This is a genomic window from Tenacibaculum tangerinum (genome assembly GCF_029853675.1).
Taxonomy (GTDB): domain Bacteria; phylum Bacteroidota; class Bacteroidia; order Flavobacteriales; family Flavobacteriaceae; genus Polaribacter; species Polaribacter tangerinum_A.
On sequence record NZ_CP122539.1, the window covers coordinates 1,985,447 to 1,998,587 of the forward strand.

15 protein-coding genes are annotated in these 13,141 nt (G+C 33.2%); 8 read left to right on the forward strand and 7 right to left on the reverse strand.

Annotated features, from left to right (window positions below):
• The first annotated feature begins 23 nt into the window (after window positions 1–23).
• The 7 genes from pabB (at window position 24) to P8625_RS08665 (ending at window position 7,108) form a co-directional block, all read left to right on the forward strand.
• A complete protein-coding gene (gene pabB / locus P8625_RS08635; protein WP_279650068.1) occupies window positions 24–1,343 on the forward strand; it encodes an aminodeoxychorismate synthase component I in 1,320 nt (439 codons plus the stop codon).
• Window positions 1,344–1,409: 66 nt separating this feature from the next.
• On the forward strand, window positions 1,410–1,922 hold the full coding sequence (locus tag P8625_RS08640; RefSeq protein WP_279650069.1) for a hypothetical protein: 513 nt from the start codon (window positions 1,410–1,412) through the stop codon (window positions 1,920–1,922).
• Window positions 1,923–2,747, forward strand: coding sequence for an alpha/beta hydrolase (locus P8625_RS08645; protein WP_279650070.1), 825 nt, complete (start codon window positions 1,923–1,925; stop codon window positions 2,745–2,747).
• A gap of 22 nt (window positions 2,748–2,769) precedes the next feature.
• Window positions 2,770–4,071 carry a tRNA lysidine(34) synthetase TilS gene (gene tilS / locus P8625_RS08650; protein ID WP_322790475.1) on the forward strand — a complete coding sequence of 434 codons (1,302 nt, stop codon included), beginning with the start codon at window positions 2,770–2,772 and terminating at the stop codon, window positions 4,069–4,071.
• 23 nt (window positions 4,072–4,094) lie between these two features.
• Window positions 4,095–6,056 (forward strand): protein-disulfide reductase DsbD family protein, encoded by a 1,962-nt coding sequence (locus P8625_RS08655; protein WP_279650072.1) that lies wholly within the window; start codon window positions 4,095–4,097, stop codon window positions 6,054–6,056.
• 85 nt (window positions 6,057–6,141) lie between these two features.
• Entirely contained in the window at window positions 6,142–6,714 is a 573-nt protein-coding gene (locus P8625_RS08660) for a DUF4126 domain-containing protein (RefSeq protein WP_279650073.1), read from the forward strand.
• Between the two features lie 31 nt (window positions 6,715–6,745).
• Window positions 6,746–7,108, forward strand: a complete 363-nt coding sequence (locus P8625_RS08665) for a hypothetical protein (RefSeq protein WP_279650074.1) — start codon at window positions 6,746–6,748, stop codon at window positions 7,106–7,108.
• A gap of 55 nt (window positions 7,109–7,163) precedes the next feature.
• On the opposite strand, the gene P8625_RS16360 is transcribed toward P8625_RS08665, so the two are convergent.
• Genes P8625_RS16360 through P8625_RS08685 form a run of 4 tightly spaced genes read right to left on the reverse strand, consistent with a single transcriptional unit; the run spans window position 7,164 to window position 8,360 of the window.
• A complete protein-coding gene (locus P8625_RS16360; RefSeq protein WP_407704774.1) occupies window positions 7,164–7,433 on the reverse strand; it encodes a thioesterase II family protein in 270 nt (89 codons plus the stop codon).
• Between the two features lie 3 nt (window positions 7,434–7,436).
• Window positions 7,437–7,655 (reverse strand): thioesterase II family protein, encoded by a 219-nt coding sequence (locus tag P8625_RS08675; protein WP_322790517.1) that lies wholly within the window; start codon window positions 7,653–7,655, stop codon window positions 7,437–7,439.
• 24 nt (window positions 7,656–7,679) lie between these two features.
• Window positions 7,680–7,856 (reverse strand): hypothetical protein, encoded by a 177-nt coding sequence (locus P8625_RS08680; RefSeq protein WP_279650076.1) that lies wholly within the window; start codon window positions 7,854–7,856, stop codon window positions 7,680–7,682.
• Between the two features lie 3 nt (window positions 7,857–7,859).
• Window positions 7,860–8,360: a UpxY family transcription antiterminator gene (locus P8625_RS08685; protein ID WP_279650077.1), complete on the reverse strand. Its 501-nt coding sequence runs from the start codon at window positions 8,358–8,360 to the stop codon at window positions 7,860–7,862.
• Window positions 8,361–8,948: 588 nt separating this feature from the next.
• Here P8625_RS08685 and P8625_RS08690 point away from each other — a divergent pair.
• Complete coding sequence (locus P8625_RS08690; protein WP_279650078.1) at window positions 8,949–10,484, forward strand: YifB family Mg chelatase-like AAA ATPase; 1,536 nt, start codon at window positions 8,949–8,951, stop codon at window positions 10,482–10,484.
• 78 nt (window positions 10,485–10,562) lie between these two features.
• Here the strand turns inward: P8625_RS08690 and P8625_RS08695 are convergent, their stop codons facing one another.
• The 3 genes from P8625_RS08695 to P8625_RS08705 all read right to left on the reverse strand — a co-directional run bounded on the left by P8625_RS08695 (window position 10,563) and on the right by P8625_RS08705 (window position 13,133).
• On the reverse strand, window positions 10,563–10,940 hold the full coding sequence (locus P8625_RS08695; protein ID WP_279650079.1) for a VOC family protein: 378 nt from the start codon (window positions 10,938–10,940) through the stop codon (window positions 10,563–10,565).
• A complete protein-coding gene (locus P8625_RS08700) occupies window positions 10,937–12,148 on the reverse strand; it encodes an MFS transporter (RefSeq protein WP_279650080.1) in 1,212 nt (403 codons plus the stop codon). Before P8625_RS08700 ends, P8625_RS08695 begins: the two co-directional genes overlap by 4 nt.
• A gap of 235 nt (window positions 12,149–12,383) precedes the next feature.
• Complete coding sequence (locus P8625_RS08705; protein ID WP_279650081.1) at window positions 12,384–13,133, reverse strand: cyclase family protein; 750 nt, start codon at window positions 13,131–13,133, stop codon at window positions 12,384–12,386.
• Between the last annotated feature and the right edge of the window lie 8 nt (window positions 13,134–13,141).

Below are 13,141 nucleotides of genomic sequence, written 5' to 3' on the forward strand. Positions count from 1 at the left end.
GCTTCATTTTCTATTTTTGTCGCATGTCAAAAAGAACACAGCGCAACTTTTCGGTTGACAATATTGAAGTCTTTCAAGAAAAGCTATTTGCTTGGGCTCAACAACATGAAACTATCGTTTGGTTAGATTCTAATAATTATGAGCAAGCCTATTCTTCGTTTCAATGTGCGGTGGCTATTGATGAATTTACTTCTATTAAAACAGATTCTGAGCATGCTTTTGACAAATTGAAAGAATACCAATCTTTTACCAAAGATTACATTTTTGGCTATCTTAGTTACGATGTTAAAAATGATACTGAAAAACTGACTTCTACTAATTTTGACGGACTTCATTTTCCTGATTTGTATTTTTTTCAACCTCAAAAATTAATTTTTATTAAAGGAAGTACGGTTGAGTTTCACTACTTGCAAATGATTGATGACGAATTAGAGGAAGATTTTGAGGATATTGTTGAAATTAATCCTACCCTTCTACATTCTCAACAAGAGGAAACGGATGAGATAAAAATAAAGCTTCGTATTCATAAAGATGAATATCATCAAAAAGTAGAAAAAGTTTTAGAACACATTCATAGAGGGGATATTTACGAGGCTAATTTTTGTCAGGAGTTTTATGCCGAAAACACCGTAATTAATCCGTATAAAGTATACAAGCAATTAAATAAAATATCTGAACCTCCATTCGCTACTTTTTTTAAAAATGACAATCACTACTTGCTATCTGCTACCCCCGAGAGGTATATTAGAAAAGAAGGTTCAAAAATTATTTCACAGCCTATAAAGGGTACAGCAAAGCGATTTATAGACCCTATTGAAGATGAAAAAATTGTTTTTGACTTAGCTCGTGATGCAAAAGAGCGTTCTGAAAACATAATGATTGTTGATTTGGTTCGTAATGATTTATCAAGAACAGCTAAAAAAGGAAGCGTTCAAGTAGAGGAATTATGTAACGTATATTCGTTTAAGCAAGTACATCAACTCATTTCTACGGTGGTTTCAGAAATTGAAAACACCACACACCCTGTTGATGTGATTAAAGATACTTTTCCGATGGGAAGTATGACAGGGGCTCCAAAAATTTCAGCCATGAAAATTATTGAAGAATTAGAAGAAACCAAGCGTGGTTTGTATTCTGGTACTGTTGGTTACTTTACTCCTAACGGAGATTTTGATTTTAACGTAGTTATTCGAAGTATTTTATACAATCTTGAAAAAAAATACGTTTCATACTCAGTTGGCGGTGCGATTACAGCTAAATCTACTCCTGAAAAAGAGTATGAAGAATGCTTACTGAAAGCCAAAGCCATGAAATTTGTTTTAACGAATACTAACAAAAGTTAACTATATTTATAGCTGATACTTGTAATGAGTATTGATAACCAACAAACTATTACAAAAAATAAAGAGATGAAAAACACCATTAAAATTATATTTTTCGCGACTATTATTGTAGCAATTGCCTCATGTAAATCAAACAATTATTCCTTTTTAGATGAGTACCCTACGAAGGCTGTTCCTTTGGTAGACAGTACCAATTTTAGCAATCATGTAGAAGACAAGTTATTAACCAAATCGCAACAAGAACTTTTAAAACTTCCCGCTATTTTTGAGGGGCAGTTACCTGAGGAGAATGCTAAAATTGGTGTTTCTTACCTGCCTAAAATTTCAGATAATTTTAAATCTGTAGTGTATTATTTTTATCCTAATAACACCGAACTGATTTCTATGTTGGTAAATTACGATGATTCGTTTACCGTAATTAACAGTCAGGTACTGGCCTATGATGAAATAGCTGACGGCATGTTAAAAACCACTTCTACTCTTAACAAAAACAGTATTGAGTTGGTAGAATATGTTTCAGATTCGCCTTCTACCATTATCTTTTCTATTTTAGAAGACGGAAATATTACAAGAGATTAGATGACACACCACACCTTTACATTCAATTTTCAAAATACCACATTTTTCGGTCAGTATTGGAAACCTGAAAGCGTAAAAGCCATTGTAGTGCTAATTCACGGTATGGGAGAACATTCTAGCAGGTACGAGCATGTGGCGAAAAAACTCACAGGCGCTAATTTTGGTGTTATCGCTTTCGATCATTTCGGACACGGAAAAACTACAGGAAAAAGAGGTCATAATCCAGGTTATGAATATGTGTTAAAAAGTGTTACCAAACTTATTGAAAAAGGCATCGAAGTTTTTGGAAATAACCCTGTGTTTTTATACGGACATTCGATGGGAGGAAATACAGTTATTAACTACACCTTAAGAAATGAGCATGATTTAACGGGAGTGGTAGCCACCAGTCCTTTTTTACGTTTGGCATTTCAGCCATCTGCATGGAAACTATCGCTGGGTAAACTCATGCAAAAAATAGCACCTTCAATTACCTTAGGTAACGAGCTGAATCCTAACGACATATCACGCGACCCTATTGAGGTACAAAAATATAAAGAAGACCCTTTGGTGCACGATAAGGTAAGTCCTAATTTTTCTTTATCGTTTATCGATGCTGGTGAGTGGGCTATTGAAAATGCTTCTTCGTTACAGACTCCAATATTAATATTGCACGGTACTGATGATAAGATTATTGATTATAAAGGCTCAGAAGCGTTTGCTAGTAAAACACCTAATGCTAGTATAAAATTATATGAGGGCGGCTATCATGAGCTACAAAACGACTTGTGTAAAGAAGAACTGTTACAAGATGTAGTACACTGGTTAAACGCTCAATTACCATAGGTTTTTTTATATGCTTCAAGAGTTGGCTTCACATATTGACGAACAATTTTCTTTTTTAAAGGATAAGGGATTGCTCATTGCCATTTCTGGAGGTGTCGATAGTGTTGTGCTAACTCACCTTTTACACAAATTACAATTTAAAATTTCATTGGCACATTGTAATTTTCAACTAAGGGGTAAGGAAAGTGATTTGGATGAACAATTTGTTCAAAAATTAGGAGATCGCTTAACTATCGAGACCTTTACAACACGATTTAATACTCGTGAATATGCCGTTGAAAACAAACTATCAATACAGTTAGCAGCACGAGAGCTACGTTATAACTGGTTTGATAAACTACGAAAAGAAAACGCCTTTGACTATATTTTAACGGCTCATCATGCAGACGATAATTTAGAAACTTTTCTAATCAATTTTACTCGAGGTACAGGGCTAGAAGGGCTAACCGGTATTCCGTCAATTAATAAAAATGTGGTGAGGCCTTTGCTAATTTTTTCTCGTGAAGAAATTTTTTCTTTCGCAACAGAAAACAACATCGAATGGCAAGAAGATAAAAGTAATGCTGAAAAAAAATATGTGCGAAATAAAATACGTCATGACGTTATTCCTGTATTAAAAGAATTGAACCCTAGCCTTTTAAAATCGTTCAATAAAACAATTGATTATTTACAGCAATCTCAACAAATAATTGATAATAAAATCAAAGAAATTTCCTCTAAAATTCTTTTAAAAGAGGGTGATTTGTTAAAAATTAACATTGAAGAAATGTTAAAATTAACGAACCCAAAAGCCTACCTATATCAGCTCTTAAAGCCTTATGGATTCAGGGAATGGGACGATGTTTTTGATTTAATTTATGCGCAATCGGGGAGGCGAATTTTAACAAAATTTTATACTTTGTTGAAAGACAGAGATTTTTTATTACTTTTACCCACTGATGAGGAAAGTTTGTGTAAGAATGAACATTTCATCATTCATAAAGAAAACAAAAGAATAACAGTTCCCATCGAGCTTATATTCGAAAATGTTAAAAAACAAACTACTATCAGCACAAATTCTATTTATGTTGATAGTGAATTACTTGATTATCCCCTATCTCTAAGGCGCTGGATTTCTGGCGACTACTTTTATCCCAAAGGAATGCAAGGGCGTAAGAAGGTAAGTAAATATTTTAAGGACGAAAAAATATCAATAGTAAACAAAAACAAAATTTGGTTACTCTGTTCTGGTAAAAACGAAATTATTTGGATTATAGGAAAACGACAAGACAGACGTTTTTTACCTACAGAAAAAACAACCAACCTTTTAAAAATTAGTATTTAATTAACCCCATCAAACTACATAGAATGAAAAAATTCTTTACTCTACTTTTATTATTCATAGGTTTAGCGGTTTATTCTCAATCTGACGATAATCCCGTAGTAGTAACACCATCTGTACAAAAAGTCTCTGATAATGAATACGATTTAATTTTCAATGTGTTAATTGCAGAAGACTGGCACTTATACTCTCAGTACAATCCTGAAGATGCTTCACTACCTATGACAATTGCACCCGCAGAAGGACAATCTGGCTATACTTTAAATGGTAAGGCCGAAGAAAGTGAAACAGAAACTCAGTTTAGTGAAATCTGGGGAAAAGATGAAATCTTTTTTGTAGACGAAGGTAGGTTAGTACAAAGAATAACAGTTTCTGACTCTACACTAACACAAGTTACGTTAAATTTAGACGCACAAGTTTGTAAGGAGTATTGTTTGCCTTTTGATGAAGATTTTACCTTCTCATTAACAGGTGAGAAAGTTGCTCAAACAATTGCCGAAGTAGACGCTAAAAGTAAAGAATTATCGCAATCTCTCAACTTAGATTTAAAGAATACGGTTTTATTAAAAAGTTCTACTGAATCTTCTTCTTCTGAAGAACAAGACGATAACTTATTAAATATTTTCCTACTAGGGTTTGTAGGTGGTTTGTTGGCTTTTTTAACTCCATGTGTATTCCCAATGGTTCCTTTAACGGTATCTTTCTTTACAAAGCGTTCTGAGAAAAAAGGTAAAGGTGTTGGTAATGCTGTTTTATATGGTTTCTTTATCGTATTAATATACGGGTTAATAAGTCTACCTTTTCATTTCTTAGATACCTTAGATCCTGAAATTTTAAATAATATTTCTACCAATATTTGGTTAAACCTATTCTTCTTTGTTATTCTTATATTCTTTGCTGGTTCGTTCTTTGGTTTTTATGAATTAACACTTCCAAGTTCTTGGAGTAATAAAGCAGACAGTGCTTCTAACATTGGAGGTATTATAGGTACTTTCTTTATGGCATTGACCTTAGCTATTGTATCTTTCTCTTGTACAGGTCCTATTCTTGGATCATTACTAGCAGGATCTTTAAGTGGTGGAGCTATGCAATTATCAATAGGTATGATTGGGTTTGGTTTGGCACTCGCTTTACCGTTCGCTCTATTTGCAATGTTCCCTAACTGGTTAAATTCGTTACCAAAATCTGGTGGATGGTTAAACACCGTAAAAGTTATTTTAGGTTTTATTGAATTAGCCTTTGCCTTTAAATTCTTATCAAATGCAGATTTAGTAGGTCACTGGGGAATTTTAAAAAGAGAAGTATTTATTGGTATATGGGCACTAATCGCCTTCTTAATGGCACTCTATTTATTTGGTTTTATAGGAAAGAAGCACGGAAAAATTACTCTTTTCAGAGTGTTACTAGGGATAGGTTCATTAGCCATAGCAGTATATTTAGCTCCTGGAGTTATGGAAAAACCTATTTGGAGTCAAGATAAATTTTTAAGTGGTTTTGCCCCACCAAAATTCCATAGTATTTACCAAAAAGACAATAAATGTCCTCTAAACCTGAATTGTTTTAAAGATTTTGATGAAGGTATTGCCTATGCCAAATCAGTAAACAAGCCTGTATTACTAGATTTTACTGGGTGGGCATGTGTAAACTGTCGTAAGATGGAAGAGAACATCTGGAGCCAACCAAACATCTATTCTATAATTAATGACGATTACGTATTAATTTCATTGTATGTAGACGATCATCAAAGAACCTTACCAGAAGACCAACAGTTTGATTTTATAAAATCGAACGGAAAAATTAAAAGAATTAGAACGTATGGAGATAAGTGGGCTACGTTACAAGCAGCCAACTTTAAGACAGCTTCTCAGCCTTTTTATGTGTTGATGAGTCCTGAATTAGAAGTATTAAATTCGCCTCAACAATATACAGATCATACAACGTACTACAATTGGTTAAAAACTGGTTTAGATAGATTTGATTCTAACTAATTTTAGCACATTAAGTTATATAATATTAAAAAGCCTCTTTTTTTAGAAAAAGAGGCTTTTTTTATATCTTTCAAATAAAAAACAAATGACACCAGAAACGATTATTAGTATTTTCTTAGGAATTGGCTTATCAGCCTCAGTTGGATTTCGAGTTTTTTTACCGCTGTTTGCATTGAGTTTAGCTGGATATTACAATATCATTCCATTGAATGAAAACTGGCATTGGGTAGCAAGTTCATCGGCTATTATTACGCTTGGTATAGCTACTTTGTTAGAGATATTTGCTTACTATATTCCTTGGTTTGACAATTTACTAGATACTATAGCCATTCCTCTTGCAGCCATTGCTGGTACCGCTGTTATGGTCTCGACGATAGCAGATTTATCTCCTGTAACTACTTGGGCTTTAGCAATAATTGCTGGTGGCGGAACAGCTTCTACAATAAAAGGAACTACCGCTTCTGCAAGATTGACTTCTACTGCAACAACTGCGGGAATTGCAAATCCTGTTATTTCTACTGTAGAAACGGGCACCTCTATGGTGATGTCTGCCTTTTCTATTTTTTTACCTATAGTAGCTATTATTCTAGTCGTTTTGATATTTATTGCTATTCGTAAAATGTACAAGTCTATTTTTACAAAGTCAAAAAAGGTATAATTATTGATGGTAATTTATAAATTCAATTTTTATGAAAAATAGTATCACCATCTTTCTTTTTATAGCAGTTGTATTTTCTGCTACTGCCCAAGAAATGGACAAGAAAGATAAGCTTCCTAAAAGTATTTACACGTACTCTACCATCGATACACCTTTCTATGATTCATCAACAATTAATAAAAATTTGAATGTATCAGAGCTGTCATTTTTTATAGTAAGCAAAGATGATATAGACAATGGTTCTTTTTCTATTCCCTTTAACAAGCTAGGTAAAAAACCTACTTCATTGATTTATGATGATTATATAGATTATCAACGTAACAATCTTTTAAAAGGTTTTTTAAGAAAGTATGACCCTGCTCGTTGGAGTCCACAACAACTACAATTGCAATAATCTTTTGTTTTTTATAGTCATAGAAATAACTTGAGGTTTTTCTGAAGAAAATATTTTAATGGTAGTTAAAAACTATTTTATTAATATGTTCTTTGAACGTATATGCATTGTTAAAAATAAAAAAATGATTCCCTGTTAATTTATGAATGGCAACATCGTTTGTGGTTTCATTATTTTTCCAATCGTTTATTTCTGTTTCTGAAATGTTTTCATCACTACCATAAAACACATCAATTGGTATCGTTAGTTTTGGTGATTCTTTATTATACCTATAATTTTCGAGACATTGAAAATCTGCTTTTAGTATTGGTATAAAAAAATCTATAAGTTAAGGGCAATTATCAAAATCTTCGGGCATTCCTCCAAAATTCAAAATTTTGTTCCAAAAATCGCTATCTGATAAGTGGGCTATTTTCTCTTTTCTTGGATATACTGGTGCTTTTACACCACTAACAATAAGTTGTAGGGGCTTTTTAATATTTAAAGTTTCTATTTTTTTGCAAATCAAATATCCCACTATTGCTCCCATGCTGTGACCATAAATGATATACTCATCAGTCCCTTCAACTTCTTATATTACACGAAGAAGCATGTCTTCTACTAATTCATCTACCTCTAAAAGTAATTTTTCTCTAATTCTACCTCCTCTTCCTGGATAACACAATGCAGTAAATTTTTCATTTTTATGAAAAAGTTTATTATACGATTGAGAGTTTCCTCCTGCGAAAGGGAAAGCAATTATTTTCATTATTTAAATAAAATGTGAGGGTACAGTGGCAAGTATATTTTGTTGTAACGAATCTATTCTAACAACAACCTTATTCTTATTATTTACTTTAAGCACTTCGCATTCTAAACCACTTAAAGGACCTTGGTTAATTGTTTTAATAGCGCCTATTTTCAAACGCCTTGTATCAATTTCAAAATTAGTAACAGCATCTGCACTTACTAGCGTTTTAATTTTATCAATTTCAGATGCTGATACCTTAGCATACTCTCTACCAAAACTAATGTATGCACAAGCACCATTCACAGAAAGGGCTTTATGGAATTCAGTAGAAGATTTTACATTTACAAAAACATAAGAAGGAAACATGGGTTTTAAGATTGTTTTTTTTCTATCACTCCACTGTCTGATTGTTTTTATTTGTGGTAAAAACGATTCTAATAAAATATCTTTTAATGATTCGTTTACTTTTTTTTCCCAACGAGGTTTTACGTACAAGACGTACCAACCATTGTTAAAATTCATAAAAATAGATTTAAAATTTTGACTAAAGCTTCGCTTCCCTGACTCACATACAGGGTATAAAAAAGGAATAATAAGGTGGAAAATGTTTAAAAGAAATTTAGCAATCTTCGTGGAGTCATTTCGGGAGACTCTTAACAAGAATTTTCTGCTAAAAAATTTCTTGCGGCTAAAGTATAAAAAAAAGTTAAAAAAACACAATCAGTGGAAAAACTAACAATAACATAAAAAACCTCTTAATCACTTTCACTAATTTTTAATAGTCTGTACTCATGAAAGATTAATTATCTACATTAGAAAAAACCTTTACAAAAAACTTACTTTCAGTATTTTAAATAATGAAACAAATTAGAAATCATTTAAAAAAAGTTATACAGATAACGTTAATTTAAAATTATGATAGGAATTTAATAAACTAAAAAAAATAAAACTACATAAGAAATTCTCTCTTTATCTTAAAAAACAATTGTACTTTAAACTTCACAACGAGTACACTTCTTAGTTGTAAGAGTTTCTGTTTCGTTTGCTTTTAATTTACCAATATCGTATATGTTTTAATTTTTTCTCTATCTTTAGCGAAAAGAGAAAAATATGCTAGTAAAAGTCTATGGAAGTGCTGTTTTTGGTATTGAAGCTACCACCATTACTGTCGAAGTAAATATTGATAAAGGTATCGGCTATCATTTAGTTGGATTACCCGATAAAGCCGTAAGTGAAAGTTCTTACAGAATTTCTGCTGCTTTAGCCAACAATAACTACAAACTCCCTGGAAAGAAAATTATTATTAACATGGCACCTGCCGACATTCGTAAAGAAGGTGCTGCGTATGATTTAACGCTTGCCATGGGAATCTTAGCTGCTTCCAGTCAAATAAAATCAGAATATATCGACGAATATATTATTATGGGAGAACTTTCTTTAGATGGAAGTTTACAACCCATAAAAGGAGCCTTGCCAATTGCCATTAAAGCACGTGAAGAAGGTTTTAAACATTTTATCCTTCCGAAAGAAAATGCCAAAGAAGCCGCTATTGTGAATGATTTAAACGTTCTTGGAGTACATAACATTATGGAAGTTATTCATCATTTCGATGGTAACAAACAAATTGAACCGACCACTGTTGATACCCGTGCTGAGTTTTACAAACATATCGACTTTCCTGAGTTTGATTTTGCCGATGTGAAAGGGCAAGAATCTATAAAACGTTGTATGGAAATTGCCGCCGCTGGCGGACATAATATTATTCTTATTGGACCTCCTGGAGCGGGAAAAACCATGTTAGCGAAACGGCTTCCTTCTATTCTGCCCCCTATGACCATACACGAAGCTTTAGAAACTACTAAGATACATTCGGTTGTAGGAAAAGTAAAAAATACGGGGTTATTATACCAACGTCCCTTTCGAAGTCCTCACCATACCATTTCTGACGTAGCACTCGTAGGTGGCGGACAATATCCGCAGCCTGGAGAAATATCTTTGGCACATAATGGGGTGTTATTTTTAGATGAGCTTCCAGAGTTTAAACGCACCGTTTTAGAGGTAATGCGTCAACCTTTAGAAGATAGAGAAGTTACCATATCTCGAGCTCGTTTTACAGTAAACTATCCCAGTAGTTTTATGCTGGTAGCGAGTATGAACCCGAGCCCTTCGGGGTATTTTAACAATCCCGATTCGCCTGTTACCTCATCCCCTGCCGAAATGCAACGTTATTTAAGTAAGATTTCTGGCCCTTTATTAGATAGAATTGACATTCATATTGAAGTAACTCCTGTACCATTTGATAAACTTTCCGATGAACGAAAAGGAGAAAGTAGTGTACGCATTAGAGAACGAGTTACACTTGCCCGTGAAATACAAACAAAACGATTTAAGGAATTTGAAAACATTCACTACAATGCCCAGATGAATGTAAAGCAAATTCGTGAGTTTTGTAAGCTATCAGAAGAAAGTAAAAATTTGTTAAAAATCGCTATGGAAAAATTAAACTTGTCTGCTAGAGCGTATGATAGAATTTTAAAAGTGTCTCGTACTATTGCCGATTTAGCATCCTCTAAAGATATACAATCAGAACATATTACAGAAGCTATTCAATACAGAAGTTTAGACCGAGAAGGTTGGTTGGGTTAATGTTTCAATGAATAGTGAATAATTAATAAAAATCAGAGCGACATATTGAAATGGTAAAAGGATAATAACTTCTATTTCTTAATTGATTCGCCAAGGTGGATTTTTTCTGTTCTTGCCCGCTTTATAAAAAATTAGTTTATTTCCATCTGGGTCTAATAAATGAGCCTCTCTCCACAACCAAGTTCGATCTTTTGGCAACTGCGTAAATTGAATTCCTTTTTGTTGCAATCTCGCCACTAATGCATCTAAATGAGCATCTTCAAAATACAACACAACTCCTTCTCCTCCAGGAAGTTTTTCTACTTGATGAATTGAAAAGGTTGCCTCGCCATCAGGTACTTCAAATCGAACATATTTAGGGCTTGCATCTACGATAAGATGCAAGCCTAATTTTTTATAAAATGCTACAGATGTTATTACATCGAGAGACGGAATGGTTACTTGGTTTAAATTCATGCTATAGTTTTTTCTTTCTTTATCATTCGAATTAATATCAACAAAAACACTAGTCCAATTACCGACAATAGAATCATAAAATTCCAAGTATTATCAAATCCAATATGACTTATCAATTGCATTCCTGAATTGTGCCCAAATATATGTGACATTGAAAATGCAATACTATAATACGCCATATACTCACCTTGTTTTCCTTTTTTAGCTCGTTCCATTACAAAAGCATTTGAAAAAGGGAAAGCAATCATTTCTCCAACAGTCATTAATAACATTCCTACAAATAAAATTCCCATCCAACCAGTTAAATTAATTACCACAAAGCTTAACCCTGTTAGAAATAAACCTATAAACATTAAAAATTCTTTGGTGTATTCACTATCTTCTAACCACTTTATTAAAGGCATTTCTAACAGAAATATAATCAACCCGTTTAGCCCCAATAACAGACCTATTTCTAACTCTGTTAAGTGATGTACGTCTTTATAGTACAAGGGCATGGTAGAAAAATACTGTAGAAAGATAAAACCGAAAATAAACATTCCTACAAAAAACACCCAAAAGGCTTTATCTGAGAATATCGATATGGGGTTGGTTTCTTTTTCTTCATCTAACGGTCTTACTTTCTTAGGATGCAATACATTCATTAACAGTACAGTAGCTAAAATACAGGTAATTCCATCTACCCAAAACAATCCACTATACCCTATTGAGGTTATAATAAGCCCTCCTACTGCAGGACCTGCTGAAAACCCCAGATTAATAGCCAAACGAATTAGGGTTACCGAGCGTGTTTTATTTTCTGGTTTACTATAGGTATTCAGCGCAACAAACATGGCTGGCCTAAAGGTATCTGCTACCAACATCACCAAAAAAATACCGATACAGAATCCTGCAAATGAGTGTACAAATTGCAATGTAATAAAAAGTATCCCTGTTAAGAATAAACTGATTTCCATTACTTTGTAAAAACCTATTTTATCGCTTAACTTCCCTCCTAGCCAAGAACCCACCACAGAACCCAATCCGAAGCAAGACATAATCCATCCCACATCATTCAATGTAAAATGTAAACTTTCTCTCAAATACAACGATAAAAACGGAATCACCATCGTTCCCGCCCTATTTATAAGTGTTATTAACGACAGCCACCAAACTTCGGTTGAGAGCCCTTTAAAGGTGTTCAAATAGTTAAAGTAGAGTTTTTTCATAAGCTTAAATTTTAGTTGTTGTTTTAGTTATAAAAGTAAAAAGTCCGACTTTGCAGTCGGACTTTCTGTAATTATTATATTTTATATACACATAGTTATAATACATACCTCGCCCGATCGTCTTTGTGTCTTACCACAGTCGATTTGCATTGCTTGTATGTATTAAAAATGGTCATTCGTATTCTTAATTAAGTCGTAAAACTAGTAAAAAAATAAACACCCTAGTATAAAAGTTTTAAATAATTTCGTAAAGCATTGGTTTACTGGGGCTAGCATCGTTTTCAAAAGGTGCAATCATTAAGTTTAAAAAATAAGTTCCGTCTTTTATGGTATTGGGAATGTATATAAATTCTGTTATGGTTGCTTGCATTCTAAGGGCTCCATGTGTATTCCAAAAGGCATTATGTGCTAACAATTTTCCTTCGTCTTTTTCTTTGTCTACCGATGGTACATCGATTAACAAATGTTCAATTCCTTTTTCTCTTAAATATATTGCCGCTTCTTCTAATACATAGGGTGGATTTGTATTAGAGTACTTAGCGGATTTTTTTTCTGATAAATTTGGAAGGGTTCTAATAACAATGGCTTCTCTTTTTTTGTTTCCTAAAGCGTACTGAAGTTGTTTTTTAGAAATTACAAAATCGTTGTTTTTTAATTGCTCTGGTGCTATAGTTACCACTTCAGCAAAAAAGAAAAACTTTTTTAAGTTCTTATTTACAGAATGTACTTTTTCGGTAATATGTCCCACACACTCTGTATGTGTAATATGCGAATGTGGATTGAATTGTATGTTGTTAAAATTTACATCGGCTCCTTGCTGAACACTTCCTACCCACTCTCCGTCAGTAACAGGGTAAATTTTTGGCTCGTCTAAATACCAAGCATTTACGTTTTCTCTAGACATATCAATGGCTATGGATATATCTAATGGTTTTGATAAATCTATTTTGTGTTTTCTCGAGTTGTGTTCAATTGTTGCTATCATACTCAAAG